This is a genomic window from Variovorax sp. PAMC26660 (genome assembly GCF_014302995.1).
In the GTDB taxonomy this organism is placed as follows: domain Bacteria; phylum Pseudomonadota; class Gammaproteobacteria; order Burkholderiales; family Burkholderiaceae_C; genus Variovorax.
Map to the genome: position 1 here is coordinate 5,252,294 of NZ_CP060295.1, position 19,096 is coordinate 5,271,389.

The 19,096-nt window shown below is 64.5% G+C and carries 13 protein-coding genes; 6 read left to right on the plus strand and 7 right to left on the minus strand.

All coding sequences use genetic code 11. The annotated features are described in order from the left end of the window. Nucleotides 1-15 precede the first annotated feature (15 nt). The 3 genes from eutC to eat are packed head-to-tail and all read right to left on the minus strand — an operon-like array spanning nt 16 to nt 3,618. Entirely contained in the window at nt 16-795 is a 780-nt protein-coding gene (eutC, locus tag H7F35_RS24800; protein ID WP_187109212.1) for an ethanolamine ammonia-lyase subunit EutC, read from the minus strand. After that, complete coding sequence (locus H7F35_RS24805) at nt 792-2,186, minus strand: ethanolamine ammonia-lyase subunit EutB (protein WP_187109213.1); 1,395 nt, start codon at nt 2,184-2,186, stop codon at nt 792-794. The genes eutC and H7F35_RS24805 overlap by 4 nt, the downstream gene beginning before the upstream one ends. A 16-nt stretch (nt 2,187-2,202) precedes the next feature. Next, complete coding sequence (gene eat / locus H7F35_RS24810; protein WP_187109214.1) at nt 2,203-3,618, minus strand: ethanolamine permease; 1,416 nt, start codon at nt 3,616-3,618, stop codon at nt 2,203-2,205. A 135-nt stretch (nt 3,619-3,753) separates the two neighbouring features. Here eat and H7F35_RS24815 point away from each other — a divergent pair, with 135 nt between their 5' ends. The 5 genes from H7F35_RS24815 (at nt 3,754) to H7F35_RS24835 (ending at nt 11,718) form a co-directional block, all read left to right on the plus strand. Next, a complete protein-coding gene (locus H7F35_RS24815; protein WP_187109215.1) occupies nt 3,754-4,191 on the plus strand; it encodes an FKBP-type peptidyl-prolyl cis-trans isomerase in 438 nt (145 codons plus the stop codon). Nucleotides 4,192-4,401: 210 nt separating this feature from the next. Further along, on the plus strand, nt 4,402-7,293 hold the full coding sequence (locus tag H7F35_RS24820; protein ID WP_187109216.1) for a type VI secretion system Vgr family protein: 2,892 nt from the start codon (nt 4,402-4,404) through the stop codon (nt 7,291-7,293). Next, nucleotides 7,290-9,443, plus strand: a complete 2,154-nt coding sequence (locus H7F35_RS24825; RefSeq protein WP_187109217.1) for a phospholipase D-like domain-containing protein — start codon at nt 7,290-7,292, stop codon at nt 9,441-9,443. The genes H7F35_RS24820 and H7F35_RS24825 overlap by 4 nt, the downstream gene beginning before the upstream one ends. A gap of 95 nt (nt 9,444-9,538) precedes the next feature. Next, entirely contained in the window at nt 9,539-11,110 is a 1,572-nt protein-coding gene (locus tag H7F35_RS24830) for a DUF6396 domain-containing protein (protein ID WP_187109218.1), read from the plus strand. A gap of 113 nt (nt 11,111-11,223) precedes the next feature. Continuing rightward, complete coding sequence (locus H7F35_RS24835) at nt 11,224-11,718, plus strand: pentapeptide repeat-containing protein (RefSeq protein WP_187109219.1); 495 nt, start codon at nt 11,224-11,226, stop codon at nt 11,716-11,718. A gap of 524 nt (nt 11,719-12,242) precedes the next feature. Here the strand turns inward: H7F35_RS24835 and H7F35_RS24840 are convergent. The 4 genes from H7F35_RS24840 to H7F35_RS24855 form a co-directional block, all read right to left on the minus strand. Beyond that, a complete protein-coding gene (locus H7F35_RS24840) occupies nt 12,243-13,841 on the minus strand; it encodes a glucan biosynthesis protein (RefSeq protein WP_187109220.1) in 1,599 nt (532 codons plus the stop codon). 245 nt (nt 13,842-14,086) lie between these two features. Beyond that, nucleotides 14,087-14,929, minus strand: coding sequence for a class I SAM-dependent methyltransferase (locus H7F35_RS24845; RefSeq protein WP_187109221.1), 843 nt, complete (start codon nt 14,927-14,929; stop codon nt 14,087-14,089). 68 nt (nt 14,930-14,997) lie between these two features. Next, nucleotides 14,998-15,393 carry a gamma-glutamylcyclotransferase family protein gene (locus H7F35_RS24850; protein WP_187109222.1) on the minus strand — a complete coding sequence of 132 codons (396 nt, stop codon included), beginning with the start codon at nt 15,391-15,393 and terminating at the stop codon, nt 14,998-15,000. After that, entirely contained in the window at nt 15,380-17,314 is a 1,935-nt protein-coding gene (locus tag H7F35_RS24855) for a sigma-54-dependent Fis family transcriptional regulator (protein ID WP_187109223.1), read from the minus strand. Before H7F35_RS24855 ends, H7F35_RS24850 begins: the two co-directional genes overlap by 14 nt. Nucleotides 17,315-17,550: 236 nt before the next feature. Between H7F35_RS24855 and adh the strand changes: the two genes are divergently transcribed. After that, entirely contained in the window at nt 17,551-19,071 is a 1,521-nt protein-coding gene (adh, locus tag H7F35_RS24860) for an aldehyde dehydrogenase (protein ID WP_187109224.1), read from the plus strand. The last annotated feature ends 25 nt before the right edge of the window (nt 19,072-19,096 follow it).

Consider the following 19,096-nt stretch of genomic DNA (forward strand, 5'->3'; position numbering starts at 1 on the left):
GGGTCAGTCCGCCGCTCAGCGGGGCAGCGGCGGTGCCGGGCGTTGCTCGAGCACCGCGAGATCGCTTTCGTCCTTGAGCCCGACGCCGGTCAGCCCCAGCCGCAGGGACTCACGCATCAGCCATGCCAGCTTGAACGCGGCGGCTTCGCAGGGCAGGCCCTCGGGCCGCACGTTCGAGATGCAGTTGCGCTCGGCATCGTGCAGGCCGCGCTTCGGTGAGTGGGTCAGGTAGATGCCCAGGCTGTCGGGCGAACTCAAGCCCGGCCGCTCGCCGATCAGCATGACGGAGAGCATGGCGCCGAACAGCTCGCCCACCTCGTCGGCCAGTGCCACGCGCGCCTGCGTGGCGATGACCACCGGCGAGAAGCGTGTCTCGGCCGGCAGGTGCGAGCGCAGGGCCGCGAGCAACGGTGCGGCATGGCGTGCCACCGCGAGCGAGGAAAGGCCGTCGCCGATGACGATGCAGACATCGCAGCCATAGCGCCCGATGGCGCGCAGGCGGCCACCGTCTTCTTCGTCGAGCTGGCGGCCCAGGTCGGGGCGGCGCAGGTAGGTGGTGCGGTCGGCGGCGCGGCTGCGGGCGCGCGCCACTTCCCAGTGCTGTGCGCTCAAGGTGGCATCGAGCGCATCGACGTCGAGCGCCGCATGGATCGCGTCGCGCGCCATCGCATGCGCCCAGCCGAAGCGAAGGGTTTCGTCGGTGGGCATGCCAGCGCCGGCACGCCCGAGCGCCAAGCGTGCGGGTGTGGCCGAACGCCACTGCGCCCAGGGGTTGGGTGTGACGGATTCACTCATGGCGTGAGCGCGGTCAGCCCGCCCATGCCGGCTAGCAGCTTGTTGGCAGAGGGCGGTGCGAGCTGCCCCGCGGCATTGGTGATCTGCATGCGCTGCAGCCAGGCCTCGAACTCGGGCGCACGCTTCAGGCCCAGCGTCTCGCGCAGGAACAGTGCGTCGTGGAACGAGGTGCTCTGGTAGTTGAGCATCACGTCGTCAGCACCCGGAATGCCCATGATGAAGTTGATGCCCGCCGTGCCCAGCAGCACGAGCAGGTTGTCCATGTCGTCCTGATCGGCCTCGGCGTGGTTGGTGTAGCAGATGTCGCAGCCGATGGGCAGGCCCAGCAGCTTGCCGCTGAAGTGGTCTTCGAGCCCGGCACGGATGATCTGCTTGCCGTCGTACAGGTACTCCGGCCCGATGAAGCCGACCACGGTGTTGATGAGGAAGGGCTTGTAGCGCCGCGCCAGTGCATAGGCGCGCACCTCGCAGGTCTGCTGGTCGACGCCGAAGTTGGCATTGGCCGACAGCGCGCTGCCCTGGCCTGTCTCGAAGTACATGACGTTGTCGCCAATGGTGCCGCGCTTGAGTGACAGCGCCGCTGCATAGGCCTCGTCGAGCAGCTCGGGCGTGACGCCGAACGAGAGGTTCGCCTTCTCGGTGCCGGCGATGGACTGGAACACGAGGTCGACCGGGGCACCCGTTTCCGCGAGCCTGAGCGTGTTGGTCACGTGCGTGAGCACGCAGCTCTGCGTGGGAATCTCGAAGCGCTGGATCACCTCGTCGAGCATGCGCAGCAACTGGCCGAGCACCGGCATGCTGTCGGATGCGGGGTTGAGGCCGATCACCGCATCGCCCGCGCCATAGAGCAGGCCGTCGAGCGTGGAGGCGGCCACGCCGCGCAGGTCGTCGGTCGGATGGTTGGGCTGCAGGCGCACGGCCAGGTGGCCGGGCAGGCCGATGGTGTCGCGAAAGCGCGTGATGACGCAGCACTTCTTCGCAACCGACACCAGGTCCTGGTTGCGCATGAGCTTGGACACGGCAGCCACCATCTCGGGCGTGAGGCCCGGCGCCAGCGCGGTGAGCGCGGCGGTGGTGGCCGCTTCGGACAGCAGCCAGTTGCGGAAGTCGCCGACCGTGAGGTGCGACACCGGCGCGAAGGCCTGCGCATCGTGGCTGTCGATGATGAGCCGCGTGATGTTGTCGCTCTCGTACGGAATCAGCGCTTCGGTTAGGAACTGCTTGAGCGGCGTGTCGGCCAGCACATGGCGCGCGGCCATTCGTTGCTGCGCCGTGGCTGCGCCGATGCCCGCGAGGTAGTCGCCTGAGCGCGCGGGACTGGCGAAGGCCATGACTTGCCGCAGGTCGTCGAAGGAGAAGACCTGCTGCTCGATGGTGGTGCGGTAGCGCATCTGTCTTCCGGCGGCTTCAGGCCGCGGTGGTCGAGGAAGACAGCATCTCGTCGGGCGCGGCGGCCTTGCGCTGCGCCGAGGTCAGCAGGAAGTAGCCGTAGGCCGCGCCCATCAGCACCAGGAACAGCACGGTCAGCATGAAGTTGAACCACACCATCGCGCCGAGGCACACCACGCCCAGCCCGAGCGCGATGGCCGGGAACACGGGGTAGAAGGGCGCGCGGTAGGTGCGCAGCAGGTTCGGCTCGGTGTGGCGCAGCTTGAACAGCGCGGCCATCGAGATCAGGTACATCACGATGGCGCCGAGCACCGCCATGGTCACGATGTTGGCGGTGAGCGTCTGGCCGCCGAACTGCACCCATTCGTCGCTGAAGATGGCAATGACGCCGATGACTCCGCCCGCCAGCAGCGCGCGATGCGGCGTGTCGAAGCGCGGGCTCAGGCCGGCGAAGTAGCGCGGCAGGTAGCCCGCGCGTGCCAGTGCGAAGATCTGACGCGAGTAGCCCATGATGATTCCGTGGAAGGACGCGATGAGCCCGAACAGCCCGATCCACACCAGCATGTGCAGCCAGCCGCTGTTGTCGCCCACCACCGCCTTCATGGCCTGCGGCAGCGGGTCGTTGATGTTGGCGAGCTTGCGCCAGTCGCCCACGCCGCCCGCGAAGATCATCACGCCGAAGGCCAGCACGACCAGCGTGACGATGCCCGTGGTGTAGGCGATGGGAATGGTGCGGTGCGGATCGCGTGCCTCTTCGGCCGCCATGGCCGCGCCCTCGATGGCCAGAAAGAACCAGATCGCGAACGGGATCGACGCGAAGATGCCCGAGATGGCTGCACCGTTGAGCACGCTGCCGCCGGCCCAGCCGTTGGCCACGAAATTGGTCATGGTCCAGCCCGGCGTGACCACACCCATGAACACCAGCAACTCGACGATGGCCAGCACCGTGACGAACAGCTCGAAGGCCGCCGCGATGCCCACGCCGACCCAGTTGAGCGCGATGAAGATCACGTACGCGCCCAGCGCGAACCACTTCGGATTGATGCCGGGAAATTGCACGTTGAGGTACGCACCGATGGCCAGCGCGATGGCCGGTGGCGCGAAGACGAATTCGATCAGCGTCGCAAAGCCCGCGACAAAACCGCCGTGCGGCCCGAACGCGCGCCGTGCATAGGCGAAGGGACCACCCGCATGCGGGATGGCCGTCGACAGTTCGGTGAAGCTGAAGATGAAGGTGGTGTACATCGTCGCCACCAGCACCGTGGCCACCAGAAAGCCGAGCGTGCCGGCCGTGTTCCAGCCGTAGCTCCAACCAAAGTACTCACCCGAGATGACGAGGCCCACCGCGATGCCCCACAGCTGGATGGGGCCGAGCACCTTCTTGAGATGGCCGGTGCCGGCGTGCGCGGCTGGCGTGGCTTCGGTGGAGTTCATGCGACGTCCTCTCTTCGTGAATGTTGACAGTGCACATCCAGCAAAGCAAGGGCCGTTCCACGAGCTACATCGCGCTACATCGACGCGACGCAGGCGCTGGCCATAATCGAGGTCTTTCAATCCCCGAGGTGTTTCGTGAAGTCTTTTTTCTGTGCCGCTCTCGTGTCCATCTTTGCCATCCCCGCAGCCTTTGCGCAAACCGCAGCAGTGACCGCACCCGGCGCGGCGGCACCGGTGACCACGGCCAGCGGCCTGATCTACCAGTCGCTCAAGGAAGGCACCGGCGCATCGCCCGCCGCCACCGACACGGTCAAGGTGCACTACCGCGGCACCTTCCCCGACACCGGCAAGGAATTCGACAGCTCCTACAAGCGTGGTGAACCCACCGAGTTCCCGCTCAACGGCGTGATTCCGTGCTGGACCGAAGGCGTGCAGAAGATGAAGCCGGGCGGCAAGGCCAAGCTGACCTGCCCGCCGTCGATTGCCTACGGTGCGCGCGGCGCGGGCGGCGTGATTCCGCCGAATGCGACGCTGAACTTCGAAGTGGAGTTGGTGTCGGTCACGAAGCGGTAGGCCGGACCGGCGCATGCAATTGCCCGCTCGGTACGGGCAGCGCCATCCAAGATGACCGGAGGCCGCTAGAGTGGTGGAAGCCGTGCGCAGTCCGTCACGCCGCTCGCTTCGCAATAGTTGCCTGATTCTTTCCCCCTGTTTCTGGGGTCGTGAGCTTCCCATAATCCGCCGCTCAGCCCTTGGCTCCGAGGGCGGATTCAGGGAGAACACATGTCCGCACTCAGTGCTTCGCCAACGCGCACGCTCGACATCAGCAGCCCCGCCATTCCGGTGATCCTGGGCCGCCCGGCGTTGGAGCCGGTTCGGCTGTCGGGGCATGAAGGGCTCAACAGCCTGTTCGAGTACGGGCTGCTTCTGAAGACCCCCGATGCCCTGAATCTTGGCGCCAGCAGTGCGATGGACTTCGATCTGGACAGCTTCATCGGGCGCGAGATCATTTGCTCGATCCAGCTCGATGGTGCGGGCCAGTTCCTTCCTGGCGTTGCGGGACAGTCCATCGACCACATTGGCGCAGGCGTGCGCCAGATCAACGCCATGATCTGTGCCGCCGAGGTCTGGGGCGAAGAAGGCCGCCACGTTCAGTACAAGCTCACGCTGCGCCCCTGGCTGCACCTGGCAACGCTCACCACCGACTGCAAGATCTTCCAGAACCAGACCGTGGTTCAGATCCTCGATGAGCTTCTTTCCGGCTATGACTTCCCGGTGGACAAGCGCCTGATCGAGGCCTATCCGGTGCGCGATTACCAGGTCCAGCTCAACGAAAGCGACTTCGCGTTCTTCGAGCGCCTGACGCAAAGCTGGGGTATCAGCTACTTCTTCGAGCACAGCGAAGGCAAGCACCGCCTGGTTCTCATCGACAACATGGGGGCGTACCAGAAGAACGACAGCGCCGCCTATCAGCAGGTCGAATACCACGCACCGGGCTGGAAGGTGGATGCCGAGTACGTGCACAGTTTCGTTCCGCACAACCAGATCACGAGCGGCAGGTACGCCAGCCGCGACTACGACTACACCCGGCCCAAGGCCGATCTGGGCATTGGCCGCAAAGACCCGCGCCCTACCGGGCAGGCCGACGGCGAGGTGTACCAGTGGCATGAAGGCAGCGCAGGTGGCAGCCACTACGCGCAGCCCCGCGCTGGTTCTGGTGAGGCGAACGATCCGCATGGCGAAGGCCATCAGTTGGCGCTTCTTCGCATGCAGGCCCTGCGCACCCATGGCGCCAGGGCGCGGGCCAGCGGCAATCTGCGTGGCATGGTGCCCGGGTGCAGTTTCGAGCTTCAGAAGCACCCGCGCCAGAAGGCCAATGCCGAATACCTGATCCTGGAGACCCGCTTCCTGATCGAAGACGTCGCGCAGGACAGCCAGATCGGTGACGCTTCCCCCAGCCGCAAGCAGCAATGGAAGGTGGAAGTCGACTTCATCGCGCACCCGATGGTCGAGCCGCTGCGCCCGGCACTCGTGCGGGTCAAGCCCTTCACTCGTGGCCCTCAATCCGCGCTGGTGGTCGGCCCCGCCGGCCAGAACATCTGGACCGATGAGCTGGGCCGCATCAAGGTGCAGTTCCCCTGGGACCGCATCGGCCAGAAGAACCAGCACAGCACCTGCTGGATACGGGTGACCAGTCCGTGGGCAGGCAATCAGTTGGGCGGCATCCAGATCCCGCGCATCGGCCAGGAGGTGATCGTCAACTTTATCGGCGGGGACCCGGACCTGCCGATCTGCACGGGGCGCGCCTACAACCAGGCGAACCTGCCGCCGTGGGCGCTGCCGGGTCAGCAGGCGTTGTCGGGCTTCAGGAGCCGCGAGCTGACCGAGGAAGGTGGCAACAGTGCAGCGGGGCGCAGCAACCACCTTGCGATGGACGACACGGCCGGGAAGATCCAGGTTCAGCTCAAGAGCGACCACCAGCACAGCCAACTGAGCCTGGGGCACATCACACGCATCGAGGACAACGCGGGACGCAAGGACCCGCGGGGCGAGGGCTTCGAATTGCGCACTGACGGCCACGGTGTTCTACGGGCGCAGGACGGGATGCTCATTACCACCGAGGCGCGTGGCAATGCCGCCAAACACGCCAAGGACCTTGGGGAGACCCTGGCCCGGCTCACCACCGGGCGCGATCAGCACGAGAGCCTGTCCGAATCAGCCCAGCAGGCCGAGGCACACGTCAAGGGCGATCAGGATGAGGTGACCAAGGCGCTCAAGGCGCAGAACGATGCGATCAAGGGTGGGACCGGCGATGCGAAGACGGACAACTTCCCGGAGTTGGCCGAGCCGCATCTGGTGCTCGCCAGCCCGGCGGGCATCCAGACCAGCACGGCGCAATCGACGCACATCGCCGGCTTCGAGCACAACGCATTGACCAGCGGCGGGCACACCAGCATCTCGGCGGCCAGGAGCTTCTTGGTGAGCGTGAAAGAGGCGATCCGGCTGTATGCCTATGAGGCGGTCATCAAGCTGGTGGCGGCCAAAAACAACATCGACATCGTGGCACTGCAGAAGAACATCCACATTCTGGCCAAGCTCGATATCAAGCTGAGCGCCAACAAGATCAGCATCATGGCCAAGGAGCAGTTGGAGCTGGGCGGGGGCGGCAGCTACAGCGTCTACACCAGTGCGGGCATCACGCACATGACGCCGGGTACATGGGTCGAGCATGCGGGCGTGCACGCGTACCAGGGGCCGGACAACAAGCCTACAACACTGCGGGATGGCGCCAGCGAACTCAAGCTCAAGCCGCCAGAAGGTCAGCTTCGCTTCGCCCTTCAGCACCTGCCGGACCAATCGCCCATGTTGTTCGCTCGTCAGCCTTACACGCTCTACAAGAACGGCGCCCAGGTAGCGCAAGGCATTCTTGACGGATACGGGCAAGTCACCATCGACGAGGCCGAAAAGGGTGCCGTCTACAAAGTCAAGCTGACGAACGGCACCGTTCACGACGTGCCAGTGGCCCCGGATCGGATGGAGTCCGATTCGGCCAAGTCGGCGCATCCTGAACACCACCTTTCCAACCAGGGCTACCGTGCGGACGGCGAAAGTACGAACCAGCGCAAGGCTCAAAAAGAACGTGGCTCTGCAGACCGGAAGGACTCCCCGCAATGACCGATCTCACCAAGCTTCTCGCTGAAGTCCAAAAGCCCGAGACCAGCCATGTAGACATGTTCAAACGGCAAAGTCGCGGCACGTTGCAGTGGTTCCTTGAAAACGACATCAAGACGCATCCCATTCACAACCGCAACCACCTCGAATTCTTCATGTGCGGCGAAGACGGCTTCAGAGCCATCGAGAAGGATTTGCGCGCCGCCACCAGCACCATTGACCTCGTGCTGTGGGGGTTCGATCCGGGAATGGAGCTGGTGCGTGTAAAGGCCGGCGCTTCAAACAACGGGGGCCTGGGGAGCGCGCAATGGCCTCGTGGCACCACCTACGGCGATCTCTTGACCAAGAAGGCCCGCGAGGGCGTGAAAGTACGCATGCTGCTGTGGTATGACAACGTGCCCCTCAACGTGCTCAGTGGCAACGTGCCGGATTTTCCGTTGCTGTGGCTGCCGGCGCATTTCACCTCGTCCGATCTCGTGGCACCCACACACGAGTGGCTCAAGAACCGGACCTTTTCGCGCAAGCAACTGGAGGGACATCGCGCCGACTATTGCACCGCATGGTGGCGGGCGGCACTTTCCGGAAGGTTCCCGAACCTTGAGGTTCGCATACGCAAAGCTCAACTCGGCGCGATGACCGCCAACATTGTCAAATACCTGCCGGATCAAGGCACGCTCATCGAAGACGTCACACTCACAGTAGCCGGCACACACCACCAGAAGCCAGTGTTGATCGACTACGAGGCCGGCAAGGGCAAGCCGAACACCTGCGCCTACGTGATGGGGCTCAACAGCGTGACCGACTACTGGGACACCACCGACCACCTGTACAACGACCCGCGCCGCGAGGTCAACTTTTCGTCGGGCGCTGCGTGGAAGGAAACCGTCTGGTACGTCAAGCCTTACCGGGACTACGCCATCCGGGTGCAGGGCGAAGCGCTCTACAACATCAGCGAAAACTTTGTTCAGGGGTGGGACAGTGCCCAAAACACCAGCCTTCACGATGGCCAGCCCAGCGGGGACCGTGCTTTGCACGCGCAGCGCGCGTCGATCAAGCCCAAGGACATGCCCGCACCGGACGGTGCGCGCCATCGCGCGCAAATCGTGCGCACCCAGCCAGAGGTGCTCGACGCCACCATTCTGAAGGCCTACACCTTGGCCAGCAGCAATGCCGTCAACTACATCTATGTCGAAAACCAGTACGTTCAATTGGTTGACTGGCCAAAACTCATCAAGAAAATTCGCGGTCAATACCGCGACGGCATGAAGGTGGCCCAGGGCACTCTCGCCGATATCACGCCGCTTCACCTGTTTGTGGTCATGCCACAGCCCGAGCGCGGGCAGATGGTGCCGCGCACGTATGAAACCGTGGGCCAGCTCGGAGCGGCCGGGGGCATGGGCAAGTACCACGACACCGTGCAGGGCAAGCGAAAGGCCGATGCGCTGCAGCCCCCGAAGCCACCGCCCGAGGGCGTTCACCCGTTCGAGCAGGCGAACTACAACAAGGCCCTGCGCGACTGGCTGGTCGCTCGTCAAGCCAATGACAGTGTGATCGTGCGCGATTCGGCGCAGGCCGTTCCAGTCAACCCGAAGGGAGAACTCGAGGCGCTGGGAATCAAGCCCCTCGTGGCGATGCTGATGACCTACGACGCCGACAACGAGGCCAAGGACATTCGCATCAGCAGTCGCGACAACAAGGCACAGGAGGCACAGGCTGAGGAGGAAGCCAAGACCAGCAAGTCGGGCAGGGCCAGCGATGTGGACAGCTACGGCGTGGAAATTGTGCCCAAACGGTACCGCGAGATTTACATCCACAGCAAGCTGATGTTTGTGGACGACGTGTACACGACGCTGGGCAGCGCCAACCTCAACGCCAGAAGCATGGTCAGCGACAGCGAGTTCAACATCTGTGCGGCGGATTACGACTTCACTCGGGCGGCACGACGCGAGGTGTGGGGGAACATCGCCGGAAAAGACCTGGATGGGGGAGATGGGAGTCCGCAGATAACGACCAAGACGCACAAAGCTTGGGCTGATCGCATGGACGCCAACAAAATCAATCGAAAGGCCTCAACACCCAAAGCACCGGTTGAAGGCAGTTTCATCCACCCCTTTGAAGACCCACGCGGCGAGCCCCTCGTGAGGTTCGCATAGCGATGGCTTCCTCGACTGGTTCAACGAGCGTGTGCGAGCGTCTGGCGACTTGTGTCGCAGTGCTCGCATCCATATTTCTTCTCACCGCGTGCCCCATGCAAGACCAACACTCTGCAGCCCCTGTGCAGCCCCGCTTTACCAAGCTCGATACGTTCGATCCGCATCGTCAGAGCTTCGAGTGCAAGCACGAGGCCGATGTCAATCCACCAATTGCGGCCGAAGCTGAAGCGTTGTTCCAGCAAGGCATGGCAGTCACCAGCTATGACCTCTGGCCCGATGACCGCGACAACGAGAAAGCGGCACAGCTCTGGACGCGGGCGGCAGGATGGGGGCACTGGAAGGCGCAGCTCAATCTCGCGGGGCTGTACCTGCAGGGGTTGGGTGTGCCGCAGGATGCCGACAAGGCTTTGGAACTTACCGAAGACCTGATGCGCAAGGGCGTGCCCGCAGCGTGGGACAACATGGGCGCCTACTACATGGGAGGCGTTGGCCCGCTCAAGCAGGACGCCACCGTGGCCTATGCGTTCTGGCAGAAGGCTGCGGACATGGGCAGCATGGCGGCTCAGGCGTATCTCGGTGAAAAGTTAAACGCGGGTTACGACGATCCACCGTCTTTTTGGGGTAACGAGAAGATCGGTCTCAAGATGCTGGAGTGCGCATTTTCACAAGGATCAGGGAGTGCGGCCTATGAATTGGGCCAGACTCAGAATCGCGACGCCAAGCAGCGGGAAGACTACTCTCATGCACTGGGAGTCTTTCACGAAGGCGTCAAACTCGGCAACGAAAAAGCGGCAAACAGTTTGTCTGTTGCCTTTGATGCCGGCAGAGCACTCGTTGACCATCGTATCGATGTGGCACGCGCCGAGCGCTACTCCATCCTGGGCGACGCCCTATGGCGCAACCCCGACCTGCGCTTGCCCAATCTCGACAAGGTTCTCCCGCTGCCCCCAGCCAATCTACCCAAATGGGACGGCAACAAGCAGACCCTGATCGACGCCGCCAAGGCCCTCGTGGTCCAGCCAGCGGCGCAGCCTACGCCCGGCTCGCAGCGCACCGGCCGCGCTCACATTCCTCAAGGTCATGTGCTGCAGACACGGGCTCGCGCTGTGATCGCAGAAGCCAATGCGTCCGTCCCTCACAGCGGTTATTGGCAGCCACGGTTGCACGCGCTCCATCGCGAACACGAGCAGGTGTGGGGACGCGTGCAGGTGCCGCAGCGCTACGACAAAGGCGAAACCTTCGAGACCGTGGACCGCAGCAGCATGGGCCCGTACGCCAAGGTCGCGCCTCGCACTGTCTGGCACTACATGGGCGAAGCAGTTGCAATGGCCGTCGCTCCTCATCCCCTTGTAGCTCAAGGTATCGCCCGCAGCACCGACATACCCGAACCGCTTGTGCGCTGCCAGGGCAGCCAGCCTTGTCCGCGTACCGGCGTGTGGTTGGCGTCGATACCCAAAGATCATTCCTTCGCGGTCCGCTACAACCGCTGGGATCGTCAGAGCTATGTGGCACACGGTCAGGCGTTTCCAGATTTTGGAGACGGCCATTTGCACATCGAACCAGGCACCGTCACCTGGCTGTGGCTGGGCAATGCCAATGAATCGGGCTTCGGTGGCGTCATCGATGTGAGCCTGGGTCATCCGGGAGCGGAGGGAACGAGCGCGTGACGATCTTTGGCGCAAGCAGGAAACGCAAGCATCTGATGAGACTTGCAACAACGCTCGGCTCAGTACCTGAATCCGAACTTGAAACCACCCCTCTTCAACCTTGACACACTGAAATGAGCGCTCTTCAAATCATCCTGGATCACGACAAATGGCGCAAAGGCTTGGGGGGCGCCCGGGCCGGCGTTGCCGGTGAGAGTGACGGCAATGCACACGCCGGACTGGACCTGAACATGATCGCGTTCACAGGCTGCAACTTCAGCGGCAGCAGCTTCACATCGACCACCTTCCACGATGCGATCTGGACCTCATGCCAGTTCAACGGGTGCTCGTTCAGCCAATGCGATATGCAGAGGATTCAGATCACCGGATGCACGTTCGTGGACTGCACTTTCAGCACATCGCAGCTTCAGGCCAGCAAACTCAGCAGCTGCACGTTCGCGCAGTGCAACTGGAACGGACTGGATTTCGATGCTAGCCATTGGTTGAGAGTGAACTTGCAAAATTGCCGAGGGAAACAGGTGAGTGCAGTCGATCTACGGGGCGAGCAAGTCGACTTCACAGGCAGCCAGTTTGAAGACATGCAACTGACCAACGCGCGAATCAACTGAGGCAAGAGGATGTTTGGGTTCCTTTTCTCGATCGTCGGCGCTTTCATTGGCGGATTTCTTGGTCTCGCCGTATGCGGCAATTGCGGGCACAGCACAGGTGACGCGATCGGTGCTGTTGTCGGCTTGTTCTACATGGCCGTAGGTGCAGTCGTCGGCCTACTGGTTGGGGGCATTTGCGGCGTCATTTTTTCGAGGGCCACAGTGACTCGCGTGTCTCCTGTCGAAAGCCAATTCGATCCCCGCGGTGCGGACGAGTGGGTTGACGGGGATGCGGATTGCCCGCATTCAGGACTCTGGATTGCGCGTGTAGACGATGACCATGAACTTACCGGGATCTTCAATGTTTGGAATCGAACCGCCAGGGTGACCAAGGGGGATCGATTTCCTAGCCCGTCAACCATGGTGGCTGGCGTCGCAGTCGCGAACGTAAAGTGGAAGTGCGTGGATGCTTTCGGCCAACTTGCTTACCCAGAGGTTTAGCGCCTCGGGCCTTGCAACCCGTATCCATCGCCTGAAGTTGCCAACTACCCCGGCTGGTACTGGTACAGCCAGGTCTCCGTCAACGTCTGATCCCCGTGCTTCAGATACAGCCGCATGTCGATCGGCTCATTGCCTTCGGGCGTGAAGTCGAACTGTGCGCGCCAGTGGCCGGGCACGCCGTTGGGCACGGCTTCGGCAAACACGTACGAGAACTTGCCGCGCGGGGCGGCCAGCACCACCTCGGGCTTCACGCCGAAGGGCACGGTGGCGAGCGGCGCACCGATGAACTCGACCATGAACTTGCGCACGCCCTGCGGACGTGGCTGGCCCGGCTGGCCGCCGCGCCCGATGCGCGTGGCCACGCAGTGGGCCAGCGGTGACGGAAAGGGCTCCTGGTCGGTCCAGTGCAGGCGGTATTGCAGGCTGTAGCTCGCACCCGTCTTGGCATCGGCCTTGGGCACCCAGAAGGCGACGATGTTGTCGTGGATCTCGTCGTCGGTCGGAATCTCGATCAGTTGCACCGAGCCTTCGCCCCAGTCGCCCAGCGGTTCGATCCACAGGCTCGGGCGCTTCTCGTAGTTGACGCCGTCCTGGTAGTGGTCGAAGGCACGGTCGCGCTGCAGCAGGCCGAAGCCGCGCGGCTTGGTGTCGGCAAAAGCCGAGGCGCGCGTTTGCGTCGGGTTGTTGAGCGGGCGCCAGATGCGCTCGCCGGCGCCGTTCCAGATGGCCAGACCGTCGGAGTCGTGCACCTCGGGCCGCCAGTCGATGGCGGTGGGCTTGATGGTTTCCGAATACCAGTACATCGAGGTCAGCGGCACCAGGCCCAGGCGGGATACGTCGCGGCGCAGGAACAGGCGCGAATCGATGTCCATGATGACCGCCTTGCCGCGCTGCATCACGAACTTGAAGACGCCCGTGATGCTTGGCCCTTCGAGCAAGGCGTAGACGGTCATCGAGGTGGTGTTGCCGGGCGCTGGCGTCTCGAAATAAAAGCGCGTGAAGTTGGGGAATTCTTCGGGCTTGTCGGGCACCGCCACGTCGAGCGCGATGCCGCGTGCCGACAGGCCGTATTGGTACAGCTCGCCAATGGCGCGGAAGTACGAGGCGCCGAGAAAGGCAACCCAGTCGTTCTTTTGCCAGTCCAGCTTGCTCTGATCGCCCAGCCGGCTTTCCTGCAGGCGAAAGCCCGCGAAGCCTGCGCCGGGCGGCAATGCGCGCGCCGGGCTGTCGGGCGGCATCGAGAAATAGTCGGGGCTGTAGAGCACTTCGCGCGCGAAGGCATCGCCATCGGAGTTTTCGAGCACGTGCATGCGCACGGGCGTCTGGAAGAAGCGGCCGAGGTGGAAGAAGGTGACCGGAAAGGCGCCAGGGCCTTCGCGGAACAGCGCATTGGCGGGGTCGAACTTGATCTTGCCGTGCGCGTCGTAGTCGATGCGCTCCAGCACGTCGGGCGCGAGTGGTTTCGCGGCCGCATAGGGTTGCGCGGCCAGGCGCTTGGCCTCGGCGACGAGGTTGTCGAAGGAAAAGGGCGAGGGCTGGCTCAGTTGCAGGCCGTTGGCGGCCAGCGCCTCGGTGGGCAGTCCGAGGGCGGCGAGTGCGGCGGCGGCACTGCCGGCGGCAAGGAAGGATCGGCGATCAAGCATGTGGTTCTTGAGGGTTGCGAGTCTTTGGGGAACACGGGGGAACAGAGGAGCGACGCGGGCAGGCAGCCTTTGGGGCCTGCTCCCGGAAGAAAAATCATCCTAATGCAGCCGGGGACGGCCAGGCTCGCACAGGATTTTCCGCGACGGGGAACAGCGCTCAGCTTGATGGGGCCGCAGGCCGCGCCGCGTCAGCCATTCCGCGCAATGCGGGCCGGACAAAGTCGGCAATCCGGGAAATTGTGCGTTTATGTATCGACAGCGTCCGCAGCGCCCAGCGCATAGACCGCGTAGAGCGGCACGCCGAGCAGCAGCATGACTACCGGTGCGAACAACGTGTAGGGCAGGCCGATGCCCTGCAGTACCCGGTAGGTGGCGCCCAGGTGCAGGCGCGGATGGGACCGCGTCAGTTCGTCGGTCTGGCGCAGCCCCCACCGAAACTCCGCGCCGGTGGCGCGCACCGAAGGGTGCTGCCTGCCACGCCCCACGGCCAGCCAGCACATGGCGTCGAAGGCCAGCACCGAGCCCGCGGGCGCGCGTTCGCCAAAAGTGGCGAACACCGCCTGCACCTGCTCGGGCTTCAGGTACATCAGCACGCCCTCCGAGAAGAGAAATACCGGCTGAGCCTTGCGCGTGCGCGGCAGCGACAGTTGCTCCCACCAGTCGGGCGCGGTCAGGTCGAGTTCGCAGACGTCATGGCGCGGGTGGGTCTCGGGAATCAGCTCGCGGCGCAGTTCGAGCACTTCGGGCAGGTCGGCGTCGGTCATGCGCGACTTGCCATCGTCCAGCCACTGGAAGTAATGGCTCAGGCCGCAGCCCATGTTGACCACGCGGGCGCCTGGGTGCTGCTTCTGGAAGTCTTGTGCCAGGCTGCGAAAGCGCCGCGTGCGCGCGAGGATGCAGTAGATGGTGGCCCGGTCTTCCGGCAGCGGCTGCCCGTCGTCGCGGATCTGCTCCAGGATGCCGGCGGCATAAGCGTCGCGCACAGCCATCTTCGGAAACATCGCATCGCCAGAAGCCCGTGCGGCAAGGGGAATCCTCAGGGTGGAAGGGACGGCCGACAAGCGCCGTGCGGGTTTGCCGGTTGTCATGAATGCGGGAACAAGGCCATGCACAAAGTCTGGCGGCTCCGGCGACAACCGGCAAGTCAGACTTTCGTTCAGCCGGCCGGCGCGCAGCGCGCGTCCACGTAGGCCCAGGCTTGCAGGCCCGATGCCAGGGTGACGCGCTCGCGCCGATAGTCCGCGACCTCGTAGGCGTCGGCATGCGCCAGCTCGGCCGGGGTGACGGCGAAGACGGCGCCGTCCACGCCGTCTTGCGGCGCGCTGCTGGGGGCGACGATGGGGTGGTGCGTCTTGCCGCTGGTCGCGACCACGGCTGCGTCCTTGATCTCGAGCTGTTCCAGGCGGTAACCCGGCAATCGGTCGAAGCGGCCGTCGAGCTTGCGGCCGAAGGTGGCCAGTTGCACCGACTGCAGTTGCAGCGTGCCGTAGGAGAAGAGTTTTTCCGTGGCGGCGCCGGCTTCTTTGGGGTGTCCGTCTTCAGGTCTGGTCATGGGCAAAGGTACTCGGGTTCATGGAATCGGTGGGCTTGCCTCGCTGGCGCGCGAGGTGGCGGTAGATGGTGCTGCGGTGAACGCCGAGGCGCCGCGCCGCCCTGGCCACATCATGGTCGCTGGCCTTGAGCGCCTCGTCGATGGCGTGGCGCGTGATGGCCACCAACGGCTCGGCCGTGTGCTGCTGCGCAGGCCGGGCATCGATGGCCGTGTCTTCTTGCGGCTGCGATGGGGCTGTGCCGTGCAGATGCGCCGGCAGCGTGGGGGCGTGCACCGAATCGCCGGGGTTGGACAGCGCGACGATGGCGCGCAGCGTGCTGCGCAGCTCCCGCACATTGCCCGGCCACCGGTACGCTGCAAGCGCTTCAAGCGCATCGCTTTCCAGCCGCAGGTGCTTGGCCGCGCCGCCCGATTCGAGGAACAGCCGCGTGATCAGCGCATGCCGGTCGGCGCGTCGATTCAGCGAGGGCAGGCTGACACCGAAGCCCGCCACGCGGTACATCAGGTCGGCACGGAAACGCCCGGCCTTCACCAGCGCGGGCAGGTCGCCGTGCGTGGCGCAGACCAGGTCGAAATCGACCGCCACGCCCTGGCCGCCGCCGAGCGGCGTGACCACGCGTTCTTCGAGCACGCGCAAAAGACGCGTCTGCAGCGCAAGCGGTATCTCGGCGATTTCGTCGAGGAACAGCACACCGCCGTGGGCTTCGCGGATGCGGCCCGCCATGCCCTTGCGCTTGGCGCCGGTGAAGGCGCCTTCTTCGTAGCCGAACAGCTCGGACTCGATCAGCGTCTCGGGCAGCGAGGCGCAGTCGACTGCCACGAAAGGGCCCGTGCTGCGGCGGCTTGCGGCATGCAGGCGGCGCGAGAACACTTCCTTGCCGCTGCCGGTTTCCCCGTTCACCAGCACCGGAACGCCTTCGTTCAGCACCCGCACGGCGCGCTCCAGCAGCGGCAGAACATCGTCGGCCTCGGGTGCAGCAGCCGTGCCCGTGGGCGCATGCGTGCGCCTGCCTGCCGTGCGTGAGCCGCCCGGCGCGGTCGAGCGCTCCATCACGGTGGCGATCTGCCGCCCGCCCGGCAAGGTGAGCAGGCTGCGCCGGTGTTCCATGCGCGGCCAGTTCGCGCCAAGGAAGTCCTGGGCGTCGAGGTCGAGCAGGCCTTCCCACGAGCGGTCGAACAGTTCGAGCGCGACACGGTTGGCCGCGACGATCCGCCCGCCCTCGATCACCATGAGCCCTTCGCGCGCGGTGCCGATCAGCGCCGGCCGCGCATGGAAGCGCAGCACGTGGCCGCTGGCCTCGGCCAGCATCATCCGGTGTTCGACCTGTTGCGCGGCCATGCGCACGAGGCCCAGCGCGTGATGATTCACGCGCGCGGTTTCGCCCGAGATGTCCAGCGCGCCCGCCAGTTCGCCGCGCCCGGTGAAGATGGGCGCCGCCGCGCAGCCCAGTGCGCCGTTCTGTGCCAGGTAGTGTTCGCCGCCCAGCACCATCAGTGCTTCGCGTTCGGCCAGCGCGGTGCCGATGGCGTTGGTGCCGCGGTGGTTTTCCGACCATGCCACGCCCGGCTGCAGCGCGATGCGTTCGGCCTTGGGCAGAAAGTCGGGGCTGCCGATTTCTTCGAGGATCAGCCCGCTCGCGTCCGACAGGATCACGACGCAGCCGTTGCCGACTGCATGCTCGGCCAGTCCGTCGAGTTCGGGTTGCGCGCAGTTGAGCAAGCGCATCGCCTGTTCGCGCCGCTCGCTCAGCAGCGCCAGCGCCATCGGCTCGGGATCGATGTACTGGGCGTCGATCGGGCGGCTGCGCTGCCACGAGCGCGAGATGTGCGGCGTGATCCACGGCGCGGGGTCGCGGCCCTGCCCGAAGAACAGCTCGCGGGCCTGCGCCACTCTGACCGATGGCAACTGCGCTTCACTCATGCGTGTCTCCGGTGGATTCCCGTTGTTTCGCGTCGTTTTCGCCTTGTGCGACATCCTAGTCGCTATGTTCGCGCGTGCATGTCGCAGATTGCGAATGGAAACCCTCTGCGACACCCTGTTGCCACGAGGAAGTACTCAGGGAATGTCCCGATCCGCGCGGGTACATGGCTTGCGGTTGTCAACGCGGGCCGCCGCATGTCGTGGCGCCACCACCATCAGCAATTGGAGACAGAGTCATGGACATGCTTGAACCGGGAAAATTCGGCACCGCGGTGCCGTTCAAGAAACGCTACGGCAATTTCATCGGCGGCGAATGGGTCGCGCCGGTGGACAACCAGTACTTCGAGAACATCACACCCGTCACCGGCAAGGTCTTCTGCGAGATGCCGCGTTCCACCGCGGCCGACATCGACCGTGCGCTCGATGCCGCGCACAAGGCCAAGGGCGCCTGGGGCCGCAGCTCGACCACCGAGCGCGCCAACATCCTGAACAAGATCGCCGACCGCATCCAGGAAAACCTGCCGATGCTGGCCGCCGCCGAGACATGGGACAACGGCAAGCCGCTGCGCGAAACCATGGCGGCCGACCTGCCGCTGGCGGTGGACCATTTCCGCTACTTCGCCTCGTGCATCCGCGCGCAGGAAGGCGGCATCAGCGAGATCGACCACGAAACCTTCGCGTACCACTTCCATGAGCCCATCGGCGTGGTCGGCCAGATCATTCCGTGGAACTTCCCCATCCTGATGGCAGTGTGGAAGCTGGCGCCCGCGCTCGCGGCCGGCAACTGCGTGGTGCTGAAGCCGGCGGAGCAAACGCCCGTGTCGATCCTGGTGCTGATGGAGCTCATCGGCGACCTGCTGCCGCCGGGTGTGCTGAATGTGGTCAACGGCTTTGGCGTGGAGGCGGGCAAGCCGCTGGCGTCGAGCAACCGCATCGGCAAGATCGCCTTCACGGGCGAGACCACCACCGGCCGGCTGATCTCGCAGTATGCGAGCCAGAACCTGATTCCGGTCACGCTGGAGCTGGGCGGCAAGTCGCCCAACATCTTCTTTGCCGACGTGATGGACAAGGACGACAGCTTCTTCGACAAGGCGCTCGAAGGCTTCGCGATGTTTGCGTTGAACCAGGGCGAGGTCTGCACCTGCCCGTCGCGCGCGTTGATACAGGAATCGATCTACGACCGCTTCATGGAACGCGCATTGAAGCGCGTGGCCGCCATCAAGCAGGGCAGCCCGCTGGCGATGGACACGATGATCGGTGCGCAGGCATCGAGCGAGCAACTGGAAAAAATCCTGTCGTACCTCGACATCGGCCGGCAGGAGGGCGCGCAGGTGTTGATCGGCGGCGAACGCGCCAAGCTCGAAGGCGACCTGGCCGACGGCTACTACGTGCAGCCGACCGTGTTCAAGGGCCACAACAAGATGCGCATCTTCCAGGAAGAGATCTTCGGCCCCGTCGTCTCGGTCACCACTTTCAAGGACGAGGAAGAGGCGCTTTCCATCGCCAACGACACGCTCTACGGGCTGGGCGCCGGCGTGTGGAGCCGCGACATGAACCGCGCCTTCCGCATGGGCCGTGGCATCCAGGCCGGCCGTGTGTGGACCAACTGCTATCACCACTACCCGGCGCATGCGGCCTTCGGTGGCTACAAGCAGTCGGGCATCGGGCGCGAGAACCACAAGATGATGCTCGACCACTACCAGCAGACCAAGAACCTGCTGGTGAGCTACAGCGAGAACAAGCTGGGCTTCTTCTGATCGCAGAAGGCATGGCCGCCCCCGC